This is a genomic window from Virgibacillus profundi (genome assembly GCF_002287375.1).
GTDB classification, from domain to species: domain Bacteria; phylum Bacillota; class Bacilli; order Bacillales; family Amphibacillaceae; genus Virgibacillus_K; species Virgibacillus_K profundi.
In genome coordinates, this window is record NZ_NPOA01000007.1 from 37,938 (window position 1) to 62,221 (window position 24,284).

At 36.8% G+C, this 24,284-nt stretch carries 22 protein-coding genes; 19 read left to right on the forward strand and 3 right to left on the reverse strand.

Annotation, left to right across the window (positions count from 1 at the left end):
• Positions 1–245 precede the first annotated feature (245 nt).
• The 7 genes from CIL05_RS10985 to CIL05_RS11020 all read left to right on the forward strand — a co-directional run bounded on the left by CIL05_RS10985 (position 246) and on the right by CIL05_RS11020 (position 7,111).
• Positions 246–1,376: an ATP-binding protein gene (locus CIL05_RS10985; protein ID WP_240510174.1), complete on the forward strand. Its 1,131-nt coding sequence runs from the start codon at positions 246–248 to the stop codon at positions 1,374–1,376.
• A gap of 301 nt (positions 1,377–1,677) precedes the next feature.
• A complete protein-coding gene (gene acnA / locus CIL05_RS10990) occupies positions 1,678–4,392 on the forward strand; it encodes an aconitate hydratase AcnA (RefSeq protein ID WP_095655585.1) in 2,715 nt (904 codons plus the stop codon).
• A gap of 176 nt (positions 4,393–4,568) precedes the next feature.
• Positions 4,569–5,168, forward strand: coding sequence for a peroxiredoxin family protein (locus tag CIL05_RS10995; protein WP_095655586.1), 600 nt, complete (start codon positions 4,569–4,571; stop codon positions 5,166–5,168).
• Between the two features lie 56 nt (positions 5,169–5,224).
• Positions 5,225–5,380, forward strand: a complete 156-nt coding sequence (locus CIL05_RS11000) for an FbpB family small basic protein (protein ID WP_095655587.1) — start codon at positions 5,225–5,227, stop codon at positions 5,378–5,380.
• Positions 5,381–6,023: 643 nt separating this feature from the next.
• Complete coding sequence (gene tlp, locus CIL05_RS11010; protein WP_095655589.1) at positions 6,024–6,260, forward strand: small acid-soluble spore protein Tlp; 237 nt, start codon at positions 6,024–6,026, stop codon at positions 6,258–6,260.
• 126 nt (positions 6,261–6,386) lie between these two features.
• Positions 6,387–6,809, forward strand: coding sequence for an acyl-CoA thioesterase (locus tag CIL05_RS11015; protein WP_095655590.1), 423 nt, complete (start codon positions 6,387–6,389; stop codon positions 6,807–6,809).
• A gap of 2 nt (positions 6,810–6,811) precedes the next feature.
• Positions 6,812–7,111, forward strand: coding sequence for a hypothetical protein (locus CIL05_RS11020; protein WP_095655591.1), 300 nt, complete (start codon positions 6,812–6,814; stop codon positions 7,109–7,111).
• Between the two features lie 32 nt (positions 7,112–7,143).
• Here CIL05_RS11020 and yidD read toward each other — a convergent pair whose 3' ends face one another.
• The 3 genes from yidD to plsY all read right to left on the reverse strand — a co-directional run bounded on the left by yidD (position 7,144) and on the right by plsY (position 8,987).
• Positions 7,144–7,374 (reverse strand): membrane protein insertion efficiency factor YidD, encoded by a 231-nt coding sequence (gene yidD, locus CIL05_RS11025; protein WP_095655592.1) that lies wholly within the window; start codon positions 7,372–7,374, stop codon positions 7,144–7,146.
• A gap of 14 nt (positions 7,375–7,388) precedes the next feature.
• Positions 7,389–8,321 (reverse strand): GTP cyclohydrolase FolE2, encoded by a 933-nt coding sequence (folE2, locus tag CIL05_RS11030; protein WP_095655593.1) that lies wholly within the window; start codon positions 8,319–8,321, stop codon positions 7,389–7,391.
• Between the two features lie 84 nt (positions 8,322–8,405).
• Complete coding sequence (plsY, locus tag CIL05_RS11035; RefSeq protein WP_095655594.1) at positions 8,406–8,987, reverse strand: glycerol-3-phosphate 1-O-acyltransferase PlsY; 582 nt, start codon at positions 8,985–8,987, stop codon at positions 8,406–8,408.
• A gap of 218 nt (positions 8,988–9,205) precedes the next feature.
• On the opposite strand from plsY, the gene CIL05_RS11040 reads away from it, so the two are divergent.
• The 12 genes from CIL05_RS11040 (at position 9,206) to CIL05_RS11095 (ending at position 24,150) form a co-directional block, all read left to right on the forward strand.
• Positions 9,206–10,273 (forward strand): ABC transporter ATP-binding protein, encoded by a 1,068-nt coding sequence (locus tag CIL05_RS11040; RefSeq protein WP_095655790.1) that lies wholly within the window; start codon positions 9,206–9,208, stop codon positions 10,271–10,273.
• Positions 10,270–11,796 (forward strand): ABC transporter permease/substrate-binding protein, encoded by a 1,527-nt coding sequence (locus CIL05_RS11045; RefSeq protein WP_095655595.1) that lies wholly within the window; start codon positions 10,270–10,272, stop codon positions 11,794–11,796. Before CIL05_RS11040 ends, CIL05_RS11045 begins: the two co-directional genes overlap by 4 nt.
• Before the next feature lie 14 nt (positions 11,797–11,810).
• Positions 11,811–12,227, forward strand: coding sequence for a CoA-binding protein (locus CIL05_RS11050; RefSeq protein ID WP_095655596.1), 417 nt, complete (start codon positions 11,811–11,813; stop codon positions 12,225–12,227).
• 234 nt (positions 12,228–12,461) lie between these two features.
• Positions 12,462–14,438 (forward strand): DNA topoisomerase IV subunit B, encoded by a 1,977-nt coding sequence (gene parE / locus CIL05_RS11055; RefSeq protein WP_276245341.1) that lies wholly within the window; start codon positions 12,462–12,464, stop codon positions 14,436–14,438.
• An 83-nt stretch (positions 14,439–14,521) separates the two neighbouring features.
• A complete protein-coding gene (parC, locus tag CIL05_RS11060) occupies positions 14,522–16,972 on the forward strand; it encodes a DNA topoisomerase IV subunit A (protein WP_095655597.1) in 2,451 nt (816 codons plus the stop codon).
• 102 nt (positions 16,973–17,074) lie between these two features.
• The gene (locus CIL05_RS11065; RefSeq protein ID WP_095655598.1) at positions 17,075–17,725 is read left to right on the forward strand and encodes a TetR/AcrR family transcriptional regulator; all 651 of its coding nucleotides are present in this window, start codon (positions 17,075–17,077) and stop codon (positions 17,723–17,725) included.
• A gap of 71 nt (positions 17,726–17,796) precedes the next feature.
• The gene (locus CIL05_RS11070) at positions 17,797–18,939 is read left to right on the forward strand and encodes an acyl-CoA dehydrogenase family protein (protein ID WP_095655599.1); all 1,143 of its coding nucleotides are present in this window, start codon (positions 17,797–17,799) and stop codon (positions 18,937–18,939) included.
• Between the two features lie 55 nt (positions 18,940–18,994).
• Positions 18,995–20,350, forward strand: a complete 1,356-nt coding sequence (locus tag CIL05_RS11075; RefSeq protein WP_095655600.1) for an acetyl-CoA carboxylase biotin carboxylase subunit — start codon at positions 18,995–18,997, stop codon at positions 20,348–20,350.
• An 11-nt stretch (positions 20,351–20,361) separates the two neighbouring features.
• Entirely contained in the window at positions 20,362–20,574 is a 213-nt protein-coding gene (locus CIL05_RS11080; protein WP_095655601.1) for an acetyl-CoA carboxylase biotin carboxyl carrier protein subunit, read from the forward strand.
• A gap of 30 nt (positions 20,575–20,604) precedes the next feature.
• Positions 20,605–21,384: an enoyl-CoA hydratase gene (locus CIL05_RS11085; protein WP_095655602.1), complete on the forward strand. Its 780-nt coding sequence runs from the start codon at positions 20,605–20,607 to the stop codon at positions 21,382–21,384.
• 14 nt (positions 21,385–21,398) lie between these two features.
• Positions 21,399–22,928 (forward strand): acyl-CoA carboxylase subunit beta, encoded by a 1,530-nt coding sequence (locus tag CIL05_RS11090; RefSeq protein ID WP_095655603.1) that lies wholly within the window; start codon positions 21,399–21,401, stop codon positions 22,926–22,928.
• A gap of 751 nt (positions 22,929–23,679) precedes the next feature.
• Positions 23,680–24,150, forward strand: coding sequence for a CBS domain-containing protein (locus tag CIL05_RS11095; RefSeq protein WP_095655604.1), 471 nt, complete (start codon positions 23,680–23,682; stop codon positions 24,148–24,150).
• Positions 24,151–24,284: the final 134 nt, after the last annotated feature.

Here is a 24,284-nt window from a genome sequence, read left to right on the forward strand (position 1 = left end):
GCAGTATAGATTAAAATTACTTTAAATTAAACGAAATAATTAATTTATTTTTTGTCATAGTTATAGTAGTATTACTAATAATTGGATAAACCGATGAAATCATTGGACTAATTTAATAATTTCACTTAAATCTTATTATAAAGGGTTAAGGGTTTATAAACAAGCGTCATAAATTATTGGTATATTTCATATAATTAAAATAGAACTAAAGGTTTGGCGAATTTTGTGGAAAAAGGGGGATTTTGGTGGAATTTAAAAGAAATAACTCGAATTGTAATAAAAATAAACAAACTCCGAATAGGATTGATGCAAGACTTGCCCGTGATTTTTCTTCTGGATTGTCAATATTGCCCCAATTTATATTGAACTGGATTGATGAAAATAATAATGACATCATTACTGTTTGGGATCAGGATGGAAAAATCGTTTTTATTTCAAAATCAATCGAGAGATTGTATGGTTACAAAGTAAGTGAACTGCTAGGTACATTTTGGTACGAAAAAATTTCCACAGAGGATTTTCATTATATAAAAGAAAATTTTGATAAAGACGAGGATAGTGACCAATCTTTTTCTATTAATATTCTAAATAAGCAGGGGAAGTTTATTTGGACCAGGTGCACAACAACAAAATTGAAGGATAGTGCCAGTAATCAGATTTACTTTGTTTCGATTCTTAAAGATATTACAGATAAAAAAGAAGTGGAGGAAATGATGATACGGTCTGAGAAAATGTCTGTAGCCGGACAATTAGCAGCAGGTGTAGCACATGAAATCCGAAATCCTTTAACATCATTAAAAGGTTTCTTGCAATTATTACAGGCGGGCGTCAATCGAAAAGAAGAATATTATAAAATAATGATAGAGGAAATAGATAAAATTGAAGCAATAACCTCTGAACTTCTATTTATTGCGAAGCCATTAACAGATAATAGAAACATCGAGTCTGTAACTTCCATGTTTGATGATGTAGTTGCCCTACTGAATTCTCAGGCAAAATTAAAAAATATTAATCTGATAAAGAACGAATCCATAGATGGAGTTATATATTGCAATCGTTCGCAAATAAAGCAAGTTTTAATCAATTTAATTAAAAATGCAATTGAAGCGATGGTGGAGCCGGGAAATATAACATTGGAATTTCAACAGTGTGAATCACATGTTGAAATCAATATAATTGATGAAGGTCCTGGTATTCCTGAAGAAATTATACATAAATTAGGTGAACCTTTTTTTACTACAAAGCAAAGCGGAACTGGATTAGGTATTATGATAACAAAGCAAATACTTGAGAGACATGATGGATCTTTGGAGATAGTTAATAATGATGGTCAGGGGAGTACATTTCGAATCATTTTTCCAAATTCTAAAAAGTAATTCTTTGCGTTTATTTCTGGATGAAATCATCTTGCTATAATTAACAATATCTACATACAGACTTTTGGATAAGTAAAAGTTATCACAATACATAAGTTTTTAATATATGAATAGAACGAGGAATCATTTGTCTTCTCCATCAAATTCGTATAAGATTAATAATGATGAGATATATTTATACTTTCATAGAGTATAAGATTTTAATATTTAAATGATATTTTATGAGATGCCGTATAAGCAACCAAAACAATTGGGGGATACGGTTAGAAAATTAAGTATGATCGAAAGGGGTAGTTTCTAAATGGGAAACAGCAATACTTTTAATGCTAAAAAGCAATTTGAACTAAATGGAAAAACGTATAACTATTATCACCTAAAGGCTTTAGAAGAAGCCGGATTAGGTGAAGTTTCACGATTACCATTCTCTATTCGTGTTCTTCTGGAATCACTTGTGCGTCAGCATGATGGTCATCAAATTAAAGACGAACATGTAAAATCACTTTCAAAATGGGGTACGAAAGAAGCGGTTAAGGGAGTAGATGTTCCTTTTAAGCCTTCCCGTGTAATTTTACAGGACTTCACTGGCGTTCCTGCAGTTGTTGATCTTGCATCACTTCGTAAAGCAATGGTTGATATGGGTGGCGAACCTGATAAAATCAATCCGGAAGTACCGGTTGATCTTGTAATTGACCACTCTGTACAGGTGGATCAATATGGAACACCTAATGCACTAAAAGCAAATATGGACCTGGAATTTGAAAGAAATGGTGAACGCTATGAATTCCTGAACTGGGCGCAAAAAGCTTTTGACAACTATCGTGCTGTACCACCGGCAACAGGTATTGTTCACCAGGTCAACCTTGAATATATTGCAAATGTTGTTCATGGTCTGGAAAATGAAAACGGTGAATATGATGCATTCCCTGACACACTTGTGGGAACTGACTCACATACAACAATGATCAATGGCCTTGGTGTACTTGGTTGGGGTGTAGGTGGTATTGAAGCTGAAGCCGGAATGCTTGGTCAACCATCTTACTTCCCGGCACCAGAGGTTATTGGCGTTAAATTTACTGGAAGCTTCCCAAATGGAACGACAGCAACTGACTTGGCATTAAAAGTAACACAAGTATTACGCGAGAAGAATGTTGTTGGTAAATTTGTAGAATATTTCGGTCCAGGGTTAAAGGATATGCCGCTTGCAGATCGTGCTACAATTTCCAATATGGCTCCAGAGTATGGTGCAACATGTGGGTTCTTCCCTGTAGATGAAGAATCTTTAAACTATCTTCGTCTAACAGGACGGGATGAGGAACAAATCAATTTAGTAGAGCAATATTCTAAAGCAAATGATCTTTGGTATTCTTCTGATCAGGCAGATCCTGAATATACAGAGCTTGTGGAAATTAACCTTTCCGAACTTGAACCAAACCTTGCAGGACCTAAACGTCCACAGGATTTGATTGCTTTATCAAATATGCAAAAAGAATTTAATAAAGCAATCACTGCACCTTCCGGCAACCAGGGATTTGGTATGGATAAATCAGAATTTGATAAACAAGTATCGATAGAGCATCCAAATGGAAATACCTCTGTGATGAAAACTGGTGGACTTGCAATTGCTGCAATTACATCATGTACAAATACATCAAATCCTTATGTTATGCTGGGTGCGGGCTTAGTTGCAAGAAATGCAATAGAAAAAGGACTAAAGGTTCCTGATTATGTCAAAACATCATTAGCTCCGGGTTCTAAAGTGGTTACACGTTATCTGGAGGATGCAGGATTACAGTCCTATTTGGACCAATTAGGATTTAACCTTGTAGGATATGGTTGTACAACATGTATCGGTAACTCCGGTCCATTGCGTCCTGAAATTGAGGAAGCAATTGTTAAAGATGATCTGACTGTTTCTTCTGTACTATCCGGTAACAGGAACTTCGAAGGTCGTATCCATCCATTAGTGAAAGCTAACTATTTAGCTTCACCACCATTAGTGGTAGCATATGCGTTGGCTGGAACAGTTGATATTGATCTTACGAAGGAGCCACTAGGTACAGATAAAGATGGAAATGCTGTTTATATGAACGATATCTGGCCAACAATGGAAGAAATTAAAGGACAGGTGGAAAGTGTTGTTACACCTGAAATATTCCGTAAAGAATATGAAAATGTCTTTGATTCCAATGAGAGATGGAATGAAATCGATACTACTGATGAACCTTTATTTGAATGGGACAATGAATCAACGTACATTCAAAATCCTCCATTCTTTGAAGGATTATCAAAAGAGGCAGGAACAGTTAAGCCATTAAACAATCTTCGTGCAATTGGATTGTTTGGAGATTCTGTAACAACTGACCATATTTCACCAGCTGGTGCGATTGCAAAAGATATGCCTGCAGGAAAACATTTGCAGGAAAAAGGAGTTTCTCCGAGAAACTTTAACTCCTATGGTTCACGACGTGGTAACCATGAGATTATGATGCGTGGAACATTTGCCAACATTCGTATCCGTAACCTGCTGGCTCCAGGTACCGAGGGTGGCTATACAACATACTGGCCTACTGAAGAAGTAATGCCAATCTATGATGCAGCTATGAAATACCAAGAAGATGATACTGGATTGATCGTAATGGGTGGTAAGGATTACGGTATGGGATCATCACGTGACTGGGCAGCGAAAGGTACGAACCTACTAGGCATTAAAACAGTAATCGCTGAAAGCTTTGAGCGAATTCACCGTTCAAACCTTGTAATGATGGGTGTTCTGCCATTACAATTTGAAAAAGGACAAAGTGCCGAAAAACTTGGCTTAACAGGAAAAGAAACATTTAATGTAGAAGTTGATGAAAATGTTAAACCACATGATCTAGTAAAAGTTACTGCAGTAGATGAAGCAGGTAAAACTACCGAATTCAAAGCAGTAGCACGTTTTGACAGTGATGTTGAAGTCGATTATTATCGTCATGGCGGTATACTGCAAATGGTATTGCGTAATAAACTGGAAGTATAATACAAATGTCAAATAGCTCTTACACATTACGTGTAAGAGCTATTTTTAATGTTATTAATGACTATTTTTCGAACAATAGGCAGATTATCTTTACAAATAGATGAATACATCCTACTATTTAAAATAGAATAGTATAAAATGTATTAAAGTTCACTTGGAATCTAAGGAGAGTCAACATGTATAAACAAGTACTGGGAACTGTGTTATTACTGGGATTGGCAGGAATAGTGCTATTTAATTTTGTGCAACAGAATAAAGATACCTCCGAGGCAGATGAACCAAATGCGTATAATGTTAATGGCGAAGTAAATACTGAAGGCGGATCAATAGCACCAGTTGAGAGTGCCGGTCTGGAACCGGGGGATATGGCTCCGGATTTTGAGCTTGAAACCCTGGACGGAAAAACAGTAAAATTGTCTGATTATAAGGGGAAAAAGGTTATATTAAACTTTTGGGCAACATGGTGTCCTCCTTGTCGTGAGGAAATGCCTGAAATGCAGGATTTCCATGATGAATATGGTGATGAAGTGGAAATATTAGCGGTAAATTTAACAGGAAGTGAAAATAAAGTAAAAGATGTTCACGAATATATAGAAAAATATGATTATACGTATACAATACCAATGGATAAAGATTCAACAGTTGGTGATGAATACAGGGCATTTTCTGTTCCAACAACCTATTTTATTGGAACAGACGGAAAGATTCAGCAGCCAAGAAAAATTGGTCCAATGACCTATGATTTTATGGAAGAAATGGCAGATTCACTAAAATAAATGTTATAAAAATTTGAAGAAATGGCAATACTTTTTAATAAAAGGAGTGAACCGCCATTTCTTTAAAGAAAAAGTTAACATTTGAAGAACTTGTTCAGGAAAATAGGCAACAAATATTGAAAGATCATCTATTAATGGAAAAGATCGAACTAAACCTGGAATCCAGAATGCATCAATCTGTAAGAAAAATAGAAGAAAAGAAAATTAATTAAAAAATCTCTTTCTTCGCTTAAGGTGGCGAGGGAGGAGATTTTTTAATTTCGCAGTGGATGTAAAGTGCGACATAACCTTAGTGTGATTTATTTCCTCTCTCCCTTTAGAAGATGAGTGTTAATTCAGCGCTACGGAAATACACTACGCTTTCCGTGGGCGGCTGGTGAGCCTCCTCGTGCTTCGCACTCGGGGGTCTCACCTATGCCTTTCCTCCCACAGGAGTCTCCATGTACTTCCTCCGCTGGTACGATGCTTGTCAACTACCAAAAATGAATTTACTAACTGATTGAATCAAACAGTTGCTATCTACTTTTGAGATGGTTGTTTGGAGCGGAGGACCGTTGACTCCTGCGGGAATAGCACGTGTCTGAAGACCCCGCAGAGTGGTTTTCTCGAGGAGACTGAAGCCGTGCCCGCGGAAAGCAACGGTCCGCAGTGGAAAATAACCAAGCCCATACGTCGCAGTTTATTGAAACTACGAAAGTATAAAAAGCAAGAGTATTTTGGTGGGAAGAACGAAGTGCGTCCCAAAGTTTACAAAAAGAACTCACATGTCCAAAAGGAATTAATTCCCTGTATAGTAATCCCCATCTCCTGAAAAAATAGAAATAGCTCTATTTGAAAGGAGAATTAAAAACTAAAATGCCGAATAATAGTAATAGACCTAAACCGGATGATCGAAGCGACAATGTGGAAAAGCTTCAAAGCATGGTCCAGGACACCATCCAAAATATTGAAGAAGCACATGATACGATGGAGCTTTCCTCAGGTGAAGAGAAAGAGCAAATAATTGCAAAAAACAAACGGCGCGAAGAGGCAATTCAAGGTATGAGGGAAGAAATTAAAGATGAATATAATAACCAAAATGATATGAAATAGAGAAAAAAGAACCTCAAATCGATTTAAATTTGGGGTTCTTTTTATATTAGAAAACACCAAAGCAATCGAATAAATAAAAATATGATACGATAGAAAATGTAAAAAGGCAGGAGAAAGGGGAAAGACATGAATATTATACGCACAGAAATAGAGGTTAGATACCAGGAAACAGATCAAATGGGAGTCGTATACCACGGGAATTATTTAGTGTGGTTTGAAATCGGAAGGACGAAGTTTGTAGAGAATTTGGGATTTAAGTATGCTGATATGGAAAAATATAATGTTGTTTCACCTGTGACGGATGCACAGATTTCATTTAAAAAACCGATAAGGTATGGAGAGCAGGCAATTGTGGAGACATGGCTGGAAGAATACAATGGTGTTCGTACAGTTTATGGCTATAATATAATAGATATAGATGGAAATATTGCTGTAAGTGGGACTACACAACATGTAATTGTTAAAAAGGATACATTTCGGCCATTATCACTTAGAAAAGCATTTCCGGAATGGCATGAAGCATATACAAAACAGCTAAAAGGGGAATAACAATGGCATTTGGATTAAAAAGAGATGAATTGAAACAGTGGAAAAAAGATGTTGAAAGTGGCAAGATTGCTTTTTTAACACACTTCTGGATTGATGATAGATTTCCTGGTTGCAATACGGTAACAAAGGTTGGTTGTAATGATCTAAAAAAGTTAAAAGAGTGGGGCAGTACACACGGACTTAATGAGAACTGGATCCATTACGATGAAAAATACCCGCATTTTGATTTATTCGGGGAACATCAAAAAGAAATTCTTTTACATGAAAAACAGTGGGGGCACATAGAAAAATTTAAATTATAAAAAAAAGGCGCCCACAGCGCCTATTCCATATTTCAAGAGTGTTTTTTCTTTTTTTCTGGTACTAGATCTACCCCACCTGGATGAAATGGGTGGCATTTACTAATCCTTTTAATTGTTAAGTATGCTCCTTTAAAAGCTCCAAAGCGCTTAAAGGCCACCAGGCCATATTCAGAACATGTGGGATGAAAACGGCATGATGGCGGTTTAAAAGGACTGATGGCAGCACGATAAAATTTAATTAGTCCGATAAAAATATATTTCATAAAATATAACCTTCTTATTTACATTCATGATTTTTATCATAGGTTACAGAAGCAATAGCATCATGCAAATGAATGGATTCTTCATTCCTGCAGCTTACTTTAAATTTAGTAACAAAGGCCATTTCATATAAATCGGCAGCAACAAGTCGAACAATATCTTCTACAAAACGAGGATTTTCATAGGCTTGTTCTGTCACAAGCTTTTCATCAGGACGCTTCAAAACAGGATGCAGTCTAGCGCTTGCATTGCTTTCTGCTGCTTCTAAAAGAGCTTCCTTCCAATCTATGTTCAGATCATTAAAATCATCTGTAAAAGAAACTTCCATACTTACTTCTCCGCGTTGGTTATGTGCACTGTATTCACTGATTTCTTTTGAGCATGGGCATAATGTTGTAATAAGAGCGGAAAGTGCTGCATTAATACTAAATCCATGTTCTATATGATAATCAACAGTAATACTGATATCAGCATGATTCATTCCTGATAAACCTGACTCGGGTCCTTTTCTTTCAAAAAACCAGGGAAAATCAACAATAATAGTTGCATCTTTTTGTTCCAGGCGTTCAGCTAATTCCTTTGTGAACTTTTTGAGTGTAGCAAAATCAACGATAAATCCTTGTTCATGATAATAATTTAACTGTTCAGTAAAGCGACTCATATTTGTTCCTTTACTTGTATTGTCAAGGCTCGAAGAAAACTGAATTGTACCGATACTTGTTTGCGTCGTGGGATTTAAATTACTGTATACAGTTATCGGATGTTTCACATTTGCAATTCCTACTGCATCAAGGTCAAAAAGAAAATCTTTTTTTATATTTTGTAAATCTGCCATTTTAGATTTATCGACAGGTTTTGTTTTTTCTATCGGTTTTACTGAGCCAAACAATAGATGACGTTGTTCTTTATTTGGCAGTTGTTTTAATGGGAATGTTTTAATTTGATCCATAACATGATCCCCTTTCTAAATATGAATATAATAAGTATACTTAAGTGCTAATTATTATTCAATTTATTGAACTATGATATATTTCTACATCCATTTTATTTTAGGCTCAGTTTTATTTTTGATACGTTTAATATTATCCTTGTGTCGATAAAAAACAAATGCTGCAAGTAAAGCTGTTACAATTATCAGTCCTACATCTTGTAGGAATACCGAGGTTATTACTGCAACAACACCTGTGATCATGGAAGAAAGTGATACATACTTCGTAAGATAAACTGTCACAATAAATGAAGTAAAAATAATAATAAACAATAATGGGCTGATTCCTAAAAGAATCCCACCTGATGTTGCAACCGCTTTCCCACCTTTAAATCTGGCAAAAATAGGATAGGTATGCCCAATTACTGCGAATATCCCAATTGCTAATCGGTAGACATCTGCATCGAATAATAAAGGTATTAATGTAGCAATGGTTCCTTTTAAAATATCAGAAAGCATAACTATAAAAGCTGCTTTTTTACCCAGTACACGAAACGTATTTGTTGCACCAAGATTACCACTTCCATGTTGGCGTATATCTATTTTATATCCAACCTTGCCAACGATGAGAGCAGATGGTATAGATCCCAGTAAATATGCAATAATAGCAAAAATAACATATTCCATAATTTTCCTACTTTCATTATTTAAGTGAGTGCTATATTGTTTATTTTAGCATGAAGTCATGTATGAAAGAACCTTAAATCCATTCTTATAGTAAAAATATCATTAAATTTAGCCTAAATTATGTTTCTTTTTGCTTGAAAAGGGAAAAAGCATATGTATATATTCTAAAATGAAGGAAATTACCCATGAACGGGAATTCAAGAAAAGGGAAGAGGAAAATGATAGATTTTAAAAATGTAAAAAAGGTATATTCTGATGGAACAGAAGCAATAAAGGATTTTTCGTTAACTGTAAATGAAGGAGAAATAGTCACACTGATCGGGCCAAGCGGCTGTGGGAAAACAACATCAATGAAAATGGTTAATCGACTGATTGAACCTACTTCTGGTGCTATATACATAAATAATAAAGATATAAATGATTATAATATACATGAGTTAAGATGGAATATAGGCTATGTTTTACAGGAGATAGCGTTATTTCCACATATGACAATTGAAGAGAATATTTCAGTAGTTCCTGAGATGAAAAAATGGAAACGTCAGGAAATACAAAAGCGAACCAAAGAATTGATGGAAATGGTGGGACTGGATCCATCAACATATCAAAGGAAAATGCCTAGGGAGTTATCTGGCGGACAGCAACAACGAATTGGAGTAATTCGGGCATTGGCTGCTGATCCCGATATAATATTGATGGATGAACCCTTTAGTGCACTTGATCCAATTACCAGGGAGCAATTACAATTGGACATCCGTAATTTACAGAAAGAGATTAAAAAGACAATTCTGTTTGTAACACATGACATAGACGAGGCAATGGCTTTGGGTGATAAGGTTTGTTTAATGAATGAAGGAGAAATCGTTCAATTTGATACACCACAACAGCTCATACTACACCCGAAAACACAGTTTGTTAAAGATTTTATTGGGGAAAGAAAATCTCCATGGCAAACAGCTGTAGATGTTATCAGTGATCAATCCCAGATTTATGTAATTTCGGATGACTCCTTTAAGAATGGGAAATATTCAAAAACAGGAATGTATGTAATAAGAGATGAAAATAATATGTATACCGGAGCTATCTATAATGGTAATTCTATTGAAGTTACAACACTTCCGAATGATATGCCATTATATAAAGCAACGGATATTATTGAATCAAACGACCAAGATTTGTTTCCGGTGCTAAAAGAAGGGAAATTGGTCGGGATTTTAAGTAATAAAGAGATTGTTGCCTATTTAAAAAGTAAAACGAAGATGGAAAACGGGGTGATTCAATCATGAGTGAATTTATTTCCGTTTTTCAAAACCGTCAGGATATATTACTGGAAACAATTTGGGAGCATCTGCAAATTTCCTTAATTTCTTTAATTATAGCCATAATTATTGCTGTTCCACTCGGGTTAGTCCTTACTAGATACCCACGTGTGGCTGAGCCAATCATTGGCGTGTCAGCTATCATGCAGACAATACCGAGTCTTGCTGTGTTAGCCTTCTTAATTCCGCTGTTTGGAATCGGCACAACGCCTGCCATTATTGCGCTGACAGCATATGGTATTCTGCCAATACTCAGAAATTCCTATACCGGGATTAATGAAGTTAACCCGGCACTAAAAGAAGCGGCAACGGGTATGGGAATGAATTCGTTTAAACGTTTAACAAAGGTGGAATTGCCGATTGCTACGCCTGTTATTATGGCGGGGATTCGAACGTCAATGGTATTAATTGTTGGTACAACGACAATAGCAGCCCTTATTGGTGCAGGTGGATTAGGGGAATTAATCCTTTTAGGTATTGATCGGGGTGCTGATGTTCATTTAATCCTGCTTGGAGCAATTCCTGCAGCACTGTTAGCAATAATTTTGGATATCATCTTAAGAGGCTTTGAAAGACTTTCAAAGAAAGCAGGTTTCAAATCGTTTATTGCTATGATCATCATTACTGTGCTTGTAGTTGCATCACCTTTTATCCTGAATACTTCAAAAAAAGCAGATTTGGTTATTGGGGGAAAACTGGGTTCCGAGCCGGCAATATTAATTAATATGTACAAGCTATTAATTGAGGAGCAAACGGAATTAGAGGTGGAGTTGAAATCCGGTTTAGGAAAAACACCAATGGTTTTTGCAGCTCTGCAGGAGGGAAGTATTGATATATACCCGGAATTTACAGGTACAGCAATTGTGACCTTTTTGGAGCAGGAAGCCGAAAGTAATGATGCAAAAGATGTATATGAACAAGCAAAAGAAGGAATGGCTGAAAAATATGATATGGCTTTACTTAAGCCAATGAAATTTAATAACACCTATACAGTTGCTACAAGTCAGGAATTAGCTGATCAATACAACCTGCAGGAGATTGGTGACTTAAAACAGATTGAAAATGAAATCACAGCAGGCTTTACACTGGAGTTTAAAGACAGATATGATGGTTATGTAGGAATGCAGGAAGTTTATAACCTTGACTTAGCTAATATTAGCACAATGGAACCTGGTATAAGACAAGGGGCTTTGTCAAATGGAGATGTAGATATCATTGATGCTTATGCTACTGACAGTTATATGATAGAATTAGAGTTAGTCACATTAGAAGATCCAAAAAATCTGTTTCCGCCATATCAGGGAGCACCTCTACTAAGAAATGAAACATTGGAGAAGTATCCTGAGCTGGAAGATATTTTAAATCAGCTTGGTGGAAAAATAACAGATGATGAGATGCGCAGGATGAATTATGAAGTCGACTATGAAGACGAATCACCATATAATGTTGCAAGAGAATATTTAATTAATGAAGGTTTGCTTGATAACTAAAGGAGGATATACTTATGGCATGGGAAAATCCGTCAAATGAAAGACTGAAAGAAGTACTGGAAAAATCAAAAACAATCGCAGTTGTCGGGCTTTCGGACAATCCTGAAAGAACAGCTTTTCAAATCTCGAAGATTATGCAAAGTATAGGATATAAAATAATCCCCGTAAATCCAACAGTTGATGAAGTGCTGGGAGAAAAGGCATATTCAAAGTTAACAGATATCACGGAAAAAGTGGATATAATCAATGTTTTCAGACGTCCGGAATACTTACCTGATATTGCAAAAGAGGCCGCTCTTACAGATTGCCGTATATTCTGGGCACAGCAGGGTATTGTTAATCAAGAAGCATATGACTATTTGAAGGAACGTGACTTCACAGTTATGATGGATTTATGTATCAAAGTAGTGCACTCCGTTTTAGTGAAATAACTTTTGAAAAAGGGTGACAATGTGTTGTCATCCTTTTCTATGTCCATTTGTCTTATTTCGGAGAATGCTCTTTTTGAACATCCTTAAACATATGTCCATGCTATACAATAAGAATTTAAATATAGTATACTTAATAACATGTGTTAAAATAGTCATTCGGATTAATTTGGATTGCAAGAATCAAACGTTTGTTCTAATATATTAAATAAGGTAATTTTTTAGGATGTTGGTTTTGTGAAAGGAGAAGATGTTGTATTGGCTAATCAAACAACACAACAGTATACTGATGATTCCATTCAAGTACTGGAAGGTCTTGATGCTGTAAGAAAAAGACCCGGTATGTATATAGGAAGCACAGATTTGCGCGGATTGCATCATTTGGTATTTGAAATTGTTGATAATGCAGTGGATGAAGCGCTAGCAGGATACGGTAATGTTATTAAAGTAATCATACATAAAGATAACAGTATTTCTGTAGAAGATAGTGGAAGAGGAATTCCAACAGGGATGCATGTTTCCGGTAAGTCAACGATAGAGGTTATTTTTACTATTCTACATGCAGGTGGTAAATTTGGACAAGGCGGATATAAGACCAGTGGTGGCTTGCACGGTGTAGGTTCCTCTGTAGTAAATGCATTGTCCGAATGGCTGGAGGTAACTATTTACCGGGAAGGCCAGACTTATTTTCAAAGGTTTGAAAAAGGCGGAAAACCGGATGGAACGCTTAAAAAGAAGGGCACTACCGGAAAGTCAGGAACCGTCATTCATTTTAAACCTGATCCTACCATTTTTCCATCAATTGTTTATAATTATGAAACATTGTCTGAACGGCTGAGAGAGTCCGCATTTTTATTAAAAGGTCTTAAGATTCAACTGGTTGATAAACGCAACGATGAAAAAGAAGTGTATGAATATCCGGATGGCCTGGAGTCATTTGTATCATATTTAAATGAAGAAAAAGATGCACTTCACCCTGTTGTGTCTTTTGAAGGAGAGCAGCAGGGAATTGAAGTGGATTTCGCTTTTCAATTTAATGATGGGTATGCAGAAAGTATGCTTTCCTTTGTCAATCATGTTCGAACAAGAGATGGAGGAACCCATGAATCAGGTGCCCGAGCAGCGATTACAAGAACATTTAATGATTATGCCAGACGAGTCGCACTACTAAAAGAGAAGGACAAAAATCTGGAGGGTACAGATATTAGAGAGGGCCTTACAGCGATTGTTTCTGTTCGTGTTCCCGAGGATAAGCTGCAATTTGAAGGCCAAACCAAAGGGAAACTGGGAACATCGGAGGCTCGTTCGGTAGTGGATGCTGTGATTTCAGAAAAGCTCTCCTATTTTCTGGAGGAGAATCCTGATAGTTCCGGCTTGTTAATCAGAAAATCGATTAAAGCAAAGGAAGCCCGGGAAGCCGCACGTAAAGCTCGGGAAGATGCACGAACAGGTAAGAAAAAGCGTAGAAAAGATGCATTGCTGAGCGGGAAATTAACACCCGCACAATCAAAAAATGCTAAAAGAAACGAACTTTATTTAGTGGAGGGAGATTCTGCAGGAGGGTCAGCCAAGCAGGGCAGGGACCGAAAATTTCAAGCAGTACTTCCTTTAAGAGGAAAGGTTATCAATACAGAAAAGGCAAAGTTAGAGGATGTTTTTAAAAATGAGGAAATCTCAACAATAATCCATACAATTGGCGCAGGGGTTGGAGGAGACTTCACTCTGGAGGATGTACAATACGATAAAATAATAATTATGACAGATGCCGATACAGATGGTGCTCATATTCAGGTTTTATTACTAACATTTTTCTATCGTTATATGCGTCAGCTAGTAGAAGCAGGGAAAATATTTATTGCCCTTCCTCCATTATTTAAAGTCTCTAAAGGTAAAGGGAAGAAAGAAAAAATGACTTATGCCTGGGATGAATCAGAAATGAAAGAGGCATTGAAAGAGTTTAAAAATGGGTATACAATTCAGCGGTACAAAGGGCTTGGGGAAATGAATGCCGATCAGCTTTGGGATACAACGATGAATCCGGAATCCCGTACATTAATCCGTGTAACAATTGAAGACATTGCCAGAGCGGAAAGAAGAGTAACCACATTAATGGGTGACAAAGTGGAACCAAGAAGAAAATGGATTGAAGGAAATGTTAAATTTGGCATGGAAGAAGATGAAAGCATACTTGAAAACGAGAATATTCATACTTGATTTCAAATGGTCAACCAACAATAGTGGTAAAACTATACAGGACTAATAGTTATTTTTAAAAAGGAAGTAAGGGGGGGGTTGGTTTGTCACAGCCAGAAAAATTTTTAGACCTTCCATTAGAAGAAGTAATTGGAGATAGATTTGGAAGGTATAGTAAATACATTATTCAGGATAGAGCATTACCTGATGCGAGGGATGGCTTAAAACCCGTTCAACGAAGAATATTATATGCAATGTTCCGGGAAAAAAACACACATGATAGAATTTTCCGCAAATCAGCAAAAACAGTTGGTACAGTAATTGGTAATTATCACCCACATGGTGATTCCTCTGTATATGAAGCAATGGTGCGTTTAAGTCAGGATTGGAAAGTACGGAATATGTTAGTGGAAATGCATGGAAACAATGGGAGTATTGATGGGGATCCGGCTGCAGCGATGAGATATACGGAAGCACGCCTTTCCAGTATTTCCTCTGAGCTATTACGTGATATTGATAAAGAAACAGTAGATTTTATCCCAAATTTTGATGAGACAGATCAGGAGCCTATCGTATTGCCTGCCAAGTTTCCCAATCTGATAGTAAATGGCTCAACAGGGATTTCTGCAGGATATGCAACAGATATTCCGCCACATAACCTAGCTGAAGTAATTGACGCAGTTATTATGAAAATCGATAAACCTGCTGTTACTATTGATGAGTTAATGAAGGTTATACATGGACCGGATTTTCCAACTGGTGGAATCATTCAAGGGATTAACGGAATTAAGAAAGCCTATGAAACAGGGCGTGGAAAAATAATTATACGCGGCAGGGCACGCCTTGAAGAAATTCGTGGGAACCGTGAACAAATTGTAATTGAAGAAGTTCCATATGAAGTTAATAAAGCCAATATGGTTAGAAAAATTGATGAACTGCGTATTGATCGTAAAGTAGAAGGTATTGCCGAGGTTCGTGATGAAACGGACAGAACAGGACTTCGGGTGGTTATTGAGCTTAAAAAAGATGTAAATAGTGAAGGGATTTTAAATTATATATACAAAAATACGGACCTGCAGGTAACCTACCATTTCAATATGGTTGCAATCCAGGAAAAGACTCCTAAATTATTATCTTTATCACAAATGCTCGATGCTTATATTGCTCACCAAAAAGAAGTTGTAACAAGACAAGCCACCTTTGATTTAAAGAAAGCAAAAGACCGGTCACATATTTTGGAAGGTTTGATAAAAGCCATTTCAATTTTGGATGAATTAATCGCAACGATTCGTGCCTCCAAAGACAAACCGGATGCAAAAAGACAAATCATTGCCAAGTATAACTTTTCAGAAGCACAGGCAGAAGCAATTGTTATGTTGCAATTATACCGTTTAACAAATACGGATATTACATCACTTGAAAAAGAAGCTGAGGAATTACGTAAAAGTATTATTGAGCTGGAAGCAGTTTTGGGCAGCGAGAAGAAACTTTTTCAAACCATAAAAAAAGAACTTAGACAGGTCAAGAAAAACTTTGCAGATAAACGAAGAACTTCGATCGAAGATAAAATAGAAGAATTAACCATTGATATTGAAGTTACCGTTATCAGTGAGGATGTACTCGTTTCTATTACAAGAGATGGTTACATAAAGAGAACTAGTCTTCGTTCCTACAGTGCATCTAATGGTGAAGGATTTGCCATCAAAGATGAAGATCATATGGTTGGATTGTTGGAATTAAATACAACTGATAAAATCCTTTTATTCACCAATAAAGGAAAATATTTGAATTTGCCTGTATATGAATTACCTGATATTAGATGGAAGGATATTGGACAGCATATTTCAAACATAGTTTCAATTGATAAGGATGAACGGATTATACAATGTATTCCTGTTCGCAAATTTAAAGAGGATAACTATCTGGTCTTCTTTACAAAAAACGGAATGGTCAAACGAAGTGAATTTAAGCTGTATGATGCCCAAAGATATTCCAAAGCATTGATTGCTTTAAATCTTAAAAAAGATGATGAAGTTGTTAATGTCCAGCAAACGGATGGGTCTTCGGATATCTTTATCGCTTCAAATAAGGGATATGGATTATGGTATCATGAATCTGAAGTATCCATTGTTGGTCAGCGTGCGGCAGGGGTTAAGGCAATACTGTTAAAGGATAGTGAATTTGTTGTAAATGGACAGACTTTCGATGATTTATCTGAACCATCCATTGTTGTAATCACACAACGTGGTGCATGTAAACGAATGAAATTGAAGGAATTTGAAAAAACAAGTCGAGCAAAACGCGGACTTACTATGCTAAGGGAGTTAAAAAATAAAGCCCACCGAATCAAAGGATTCTTTGTTGTAAATGAGAATGATACATTACATTTTCAAACAACAAATGGTGAAAAACACAGTATTTTCCCATTAGAGCTTTCTGCAAGTGACCGTTCTAGTAATGGATCATTTGTTATTGATACAGATAACCAAGGCGAAGTAAACGAAGCATGGAAAGAAGCAATTTACCATAAACCGTTTAATGATACTGAAAATTAATTTATAAGACAGCTTTCACTAATGAAAAGCTGTCTTTTTTTATTGAAGAAATGAAAACGCTTTCCACATTTTGAGAAATATGATAAAGTTAAATAAAATGATATGAAGGAGGGAGGGTTTATATCGGATCTACGTCAAAAGATTATACAGTCGGCTTTGCTTTTATTTGAAAAACAAGGTTTCCACGGAGTTACAGTTAACCAAATCGTTGAAGATGTTGGTACATCCAAAGGAGGCTTTTATCATCATTTCACCTCCAAAGACGAATTATTATTCGTTATTCATGACACGTTCATCACGTACGTATTGGAAAAAGCGATAATTGCAAAGGAAACGTATCAGTCACCGACAAAAAAGCTGCAAGGAATTGTAAAAGATTTTGTGAAAGTATTTGATCTTTATAAACCTCATATATCTGTTTTTTATCAGGAAAATATATATTTAAAACCACAATATGAGATACTTATAAAAAAAAAGCGAGATCAATTTAAACAAATGGTTAAACAGGCAATAATTGAAGGAAAAAAAGCAAAAGAGTTTCGGGAAGACCTTCCGGTTGAAATAACTACCATGGCAATTTTAGGAATGGTAAACTGGACATACAAATGGTACCAGCAGTCAGGGCTGAAAACGATTGAGGAAATAGGGGATATCTTTGTTGATTTAATCCTGCATGCCGTCTTACAACCTGAAACGATCAGCAGTAAAAGGTATGAAGAAGTTCTCATTGAGAAACCTTTTTTCACAATATAAGGTAATTCTTTTTTTTAAACTAAAACAGACCAACCAGTCGGTCTTAAGTATTAAATAACAGGAGGAGTAAAATGAATTTCGAATTATCAAAAGAACAGTTAATGATTAAAAACATGGTCAAAGAGTTTGCAGATGAGGTCATACAGCCTAGAGCTATTGACATCGATGTAGAAGCAAAATTTCCTGTTGATATTTTCGAGCAAATGGGAGAACTTGGATTATTAGGTATTCCTTTTCCTGAGGAATATGGCGGGTCAGGTGGGGACACGCTTTCCTATGCTTTAGCAGTTGAAGAAATCGGCAGGGTATGTGGAAGTACTGGATTAAGTTACGCTGCCGCAGTGTCACTTGGAGCAAGCCCAATTTATTATTTTGGCAGTGAGGAGCAGAAACAGAAGTTTTTAACACCATTGGCAGAAGGAAAGGCACTTGGAGCTTTTGGCTTAACCGAACCAAATGCAGGCTCTGATGCTGGTGGAACAAAAACAACAGCTGTAGTTGATGGTGATGATTACGTAATAAATGGTGAAAAATGCTTTATTACGAATGCAAGTTTCGCAAAAACTGTTATCGTCACAGCAGTCACAGGTAAAAACGAGAAGGGCAAAAATATTATTTCAGCAATAATTGTCCCAACAGATACAAAAGGAATCAAAATTACGAGTAATTACGATAAGATGGGTGTACGGGGGTCAGATACAGCAGAAATTATTTTAGATAATGTACGTGTTCCCAGGGAAAATCTTTTAGGAAGTGAAGAAAAAGGCTTCAATCAATTTTTATATACACTTGACGGTGGAAGAATTTCTATTGCTGCTCTCGGACTTGGTATTGCGCAAGGCTCACTTAATAAAGCCTTAAGCTATGCAAAAGAAAGAACACAATTTGGAAAACCGATTTCCAGCTTCCAGGCAATTCAATTTAAACTTGCAGATATGTCGATGGAAATTGAACTTGCAAGAAACATAGTACATAAAGCAGCATGGCTGAAAGATAATGATAAGCCTTTCGGTAAAGAGGCAGCTTATGCAAAATTATATGCAACAGAAACTGCATTTCGTGCAGCGAATCAGGCGATTCAAATTCATGGTGGGTATGGTTATATGCGGGAGTATGAGGTAGAAAGATATTTACGTGATGCGAAACTATTAGAAATTGGAGAAGGTACATCTGAGATTCAAAGACTTGTAATTGCCAGACAGCTAGGCTGCTAGTTTACGAAGATCAGATATTTTAACTTAATAAGTTGCAGTTCAAAGGGGAGAGTATATGATTAATAAAATATTAATAGCAAACAGAGGCGAGATTGCCGCACGAGTCATTCGGACATGTAAAAAGATGAATATCCTAACAGTTGCAATCTATTCTGAAGCAGATCAAAAAGCTCCTTATGTTGCTATGGCAGATGAAAGTTATCTAATTGGCCCACCACGGGTAAACGAAAGCTATTTAAATGCAGAAAAAATTATATCTGTTGCCAAAGAGGCAAAAGTTGATGCTATTCACCCAGGGTATGGGTTTTTAAGTGAAAGTGATCAGTTTGCTGCGGCTTGTGAGGCAGAAGGTCTAATTTTTATTGGACCCTCAGGCGAAGTAATCAGACAAATGGGAAGTAAAATTGCAGCAAGAAAGGCAATGGAAGAAGCAGGAGTACCTGTTGTACCTGGAACGGATGGAGCGGTAGCATCAGCTGAAGAAGCAGTAAAAGCCGCTCTAAATATTGGCTATCCAATCATGTTGAAAGCGTCATCTGGCGGTGGTGGAATTGGTATGCAGGTCGTACATTCTGATGAGGATCTAACCAAAGCTTTTGAAAGTAATTCCAAGCGTGCCTTAACATTTTTCGGTGATGGTTCTATGTTTATGGAAAAAAAACTGGATGATGCACGCCATATCGAAATTCAACTTTTAGCCGATAACGATGGAAATGCAGTACATTTATTTGAACGGGAATGTTCAATTCAACGTCGCAACCAGAAAGTAATCGAGGAAGCTCCTTCAACATTTATCTCAGATAATACACGTAAAGCAATGGGGGAAGCAGCTGTTAATGCGGCTAAAGCACTTGGATACACAAGTGCAGGTACCATTGAATTTTTAGTCGATAAGGATGAGAAATTTTACTTTTTGGAGATGAACACAAGGATTCAGGTGGAGCATCCCGTAACAGAGGAGATTACTGGTCTTGATATCGTTGAGGCACAAATACAAGTTGCGAATGGTGAAAAATTAAAAGTGGAACAGGATGAGATTTCTATTAATGGCCATGCAATTGAAGTACGAATATATGCAGAGGATCCTGTAACATTCTTCCCATCACCAGGACATATTACAACGTTTGATATTCCTGTTGGTGAATCTATACGCAATGAAACAGCAGTTACCAGTGACTATGATGTTACACCATTTTATGATCCGATGATCGGTAAGTTAATTGTTAAAGGGGCAAACAGAGATGAAGCAATTTCTTCATTAAATGATGCACTTTTGCAGTATAAAATTGAAGGTATTAAAACAAATCTACCAATGCTTTTAAAAGTAATAAATACTGACGCATTTAAAAAAGGAAATACTACTACAGGGTTTGTACAGGAACATTATTTACCACTCATTAATACAAAATAGGAGGAATTATGATGCAGGAAGTAAAAGCAACGATGGCAGGAAGTGTATGGAAAATTACAGTAAAACAGGGAGAGCAAGTGGAAGAGGATCAGGATATCGTTATTCTGGAATCGATGAAAATGGAAATCCCAATTGGTGCTGAGGAAGCTGGAACAGTAAAAGAGCTGAAAGTAGCTGAAGGTGATTTTGTTAATGAAGGAGACGTAATAGCAATTATTGAATAACAGTAATAAAAAAAGGCAGGCGAGTAAACAATGACACTTGTTAATTTGGAAATAACAGATGAACATATTGCGATTATTTCGCTTAATCGACCTGAAGCAGCAAATGCAATGTCTCATGATTTACTCATGGAGCTTAATGAAATCATACAAAAAGTTGATCAGGATCCATCGATTTATTGTTCCATAATTACGGGAACGAATGAAAAGGCTTTTTGTGCTGGAGCTGATTTAAAAGAACGCAAAGGAATGACAGATGAACAGGTGGTCTCTGCAGTACGATATATTGGTGATACTGTCAATGCTGTTGAAAACATGCACATGCCCGTTATAGCAGCATTAAATGGTGTAGCTTTCGGTGGGGGACTTGAATTAGCGCTTGCATGCGATCTTCGTATTGCCGCAAAACATGTGAAAGTAGGACTAACAGAAACATCCCTCGCTATTATTCCGGGAGCTGGTGGTACACAGCGATTAACCCGGTTAATTGGTTTAGGTCAGGCAAAACGAATGATATATACTGCAAAGCCCATTCAAGCCGAAGAAGCATTGAACATTGGACTTGTTGAACAGGTAGTTGAAGCAGACAGTTTGATGGACAATGCTGTTCAACTGGCAAAAACGATTGCCGGAAATGGACCTGTTGCACTCAGGCAGGCAAAAACTGCTATTAATAAAGGAATTCAGACAGACATAACAACAGGACTTTCGATTGAGCATTTATGCTACAAGGAAACAATCCCTACACATGATCGACTGGAAGGATTAAAAGCCTTTAAAGAGAAAAGAAAACCTTTATATACAGGTAAATAGGAGCTGGTAACTTAATGTCATATGTTGAAGATTTACAAAATAGAATTGCAAAAATAGAAAAAGGTGGACATGAAAAATACCATCAAAAGAATGAGGAGAAAGGGAAGCTTTTTGTTCGAAAAAGACTGGAATTATTATTTGATGAAGGTATGGATATTGAAGATGCATTCTTTGCCAATTGCATGGATGATTCACTACCATCGGATGGGGTAGTCACAGGGATTGGAAAAATAAATGGTCAGCCAGTATGTGTAATGGCCAATGATTCAACAGTCAAAGCCGGTTCCTGGGGCAAAAGAACAGTCGAAAAAATTATTCGGATTCAGGAAACAGCTATGAAGCTGGAAATACCAATTTTATACTTAGTTGATTCAGCTGGCGCAAGAATAACGGATCAGATCGAAATGTTCCCAGGTCGCCGTGGTGCAGGACGAATATTCCATAATCAAATTAAATTATCCGGACGAGTTCCACAGGTTTGCCTGTTATTCGGTCCGTCAGCCGCAGGTGGCGCATATATACCTGCATTTTGTGATGTGGTCGTTATGGTCGATGGAAATGCATCCATGTACTTGGGGTCACCACGTATGGCTGAAAAAGTAATCGGAGAAAAAGTAAGTCTTGAAGAGATGGGTGGTGCCAAGATGCATTGCTCTGTTTCGGGTGTTGGTGATGTTTTAGTGAAATCTGAGGAAGAGGCTATTGAATATTCCCGGAAATATTTAAGTTATTTCCCCGCCAATTTCAGGGAAAAGCCGGAAATGATGGAACCTAAGAAGATAAAGTCATTTGAAAAGTCAATTAAGGAATTAATTCCAGCTAATCAAAATGCTCCTTTCAATATGCATGATTTGATTAAACGAATTATTGATGAAGAGAGTTTTTGTGAAATTAAGAAGAAATTTGCCCCTGAATTAATTACAGGTTTGGCACGAATTGATGGAAAAACTGTCGGTATTATCGCTAACCAGCCCAAAATGAAAGGTGGGGTACTCTTCCCAGACTCTGCTGATAAATCGGCTAAATTTGTCCAATTATGTGATGCATTTAATATACCATTATTATTCCTGGTAGATGTACCTGGATTTATGATTGGAACAAAGGTAGAACGTGCAGGTATTATCCGCCATGGTGCTAAGATGCTTGCAACGATGAGTGAAGCAACAGTACCGAAAATATCTGTAATTGTCAGAAAGGCGTATGGAGCGGGCTTATATGCGATGGCAGGACCTGCATTTGATCCGGATTGCTGTATTGCTCTGCCAGGTGCACAAATTGCAGTAATGGGGCCAGAGGCAGCAGTCAATGCTGTATATGCCAATAAAATGCTTGAGCTTCCGGAAGAAGAAAGAGCAGGTTTTATTAAAGAAAAGCAGGATGAATATAAAGATAATATCGATATATACCGTCTGGCATCTGAAATGGTAATTGATGCAGTGATTGAACCTGATAAACTTAGAGATGAATTAACACGTCGTTTCAGTATTTATGAAGCAAAAAATGTAAACTTTACAGAAAGAAAACATGGTGTATATCCCGTTTAATCTCCGCAAAACTTTGGTACATAACTCCAGTGCCAAAGTTTTTCTCTTCGGCTCTTTTAGTAAACTTTATTTTTTTTTAACTTTTCGTTTCTATAAAGTGCGACATAACTACTCTCTACTATAAGTAAGTGCTATAATCGCCGTTCGGGATCGCTCCGGGCGGAAGCTTTCCGCGGGCACGGCCTTAGCCTCCTCGAGAAAATCACTCTGCGGGGTCTTCGGACACGTGCTATTCCCGCAGGAGTCACCGCCCTTCGTTCACCCGAACTGGTGAGGTGGTTCGATGTTTCGTTTATTGATTACTAATTCAGTTCATCAGCAGTAACAGGAATACCAGCGGAGGAAATACACATAGACTCCTGTGGGAGGAAAGGCATAGGTGAGACCCCTAAAGACGAGTAGCACGAGGAAGCTCACCAGCCGCCCACGGAAAGCGTAGTGTATTTCCGTAGCGCTGAATTAGCACTCATCTTCTAAAGGGTGGGAGGAAGTAACACTAAAGTTACGTCGCATTTTGTATTGACTACGGAACAGAAAACAATAATCTATGAATAAGTTAGTTATAGGATAATCAAATTTATTTAAGTATACGATAATATGATTATGTTAACTTTAAGACAACTTGATTACATTTTTTCTATATTAATGATATTCTAAAAACATAAGGTACAAGCAGAAAAAAGAAAAATACCGTAATCTGAATCCTGATGGAAAATAGATATTTCTATGGCACATAATTTGGAGGAAAGTCATGAAGATTATAGATTTTATGATTAAAGATGTGATTAGTGTTACAAAAGATGCAACAATCAAAGAGCTATTGGAAAAACTTGTGACAAACGGGATAGGCGGAGTACCTGTCCTGGATAAAGATAATCAATTATTAGGTGTCATTAGTGATGGGGACGTCATACGCTACCTGCAGCCAAAGGGAAGAAACGTATATGATATGTTTGCAATGGTTCTCGTAAGTGAAAAAGAAAGTCTGACATATAAATTAAAATATGCACTGGATAAACAAGTAAATGAAATAATGCGTAAAAAAGGCATCCATACTGTACATCCTGATGATAACATAGAAAAGGCATTAGCTATTTTTTCCAGATATCATTTTAAAAAGATACCTGTAATAAATGATAGTAATCAGGTTGTTGGTGTGCTAAGCCGTGGTGATCTGATCAGGTTTATTACTACCGAATTAATTGCAAAAACAGATGATTAATTTAATGAATAAAGGCCTCTTTTAAAAGGGGTTTTTTTATTGGAAAAATATAATATTGATGAATTATTACCCCAGTGATAGCATTAATAATAGAATGGTAGAAATGAACGTATATATTGCGTATAATAAATACT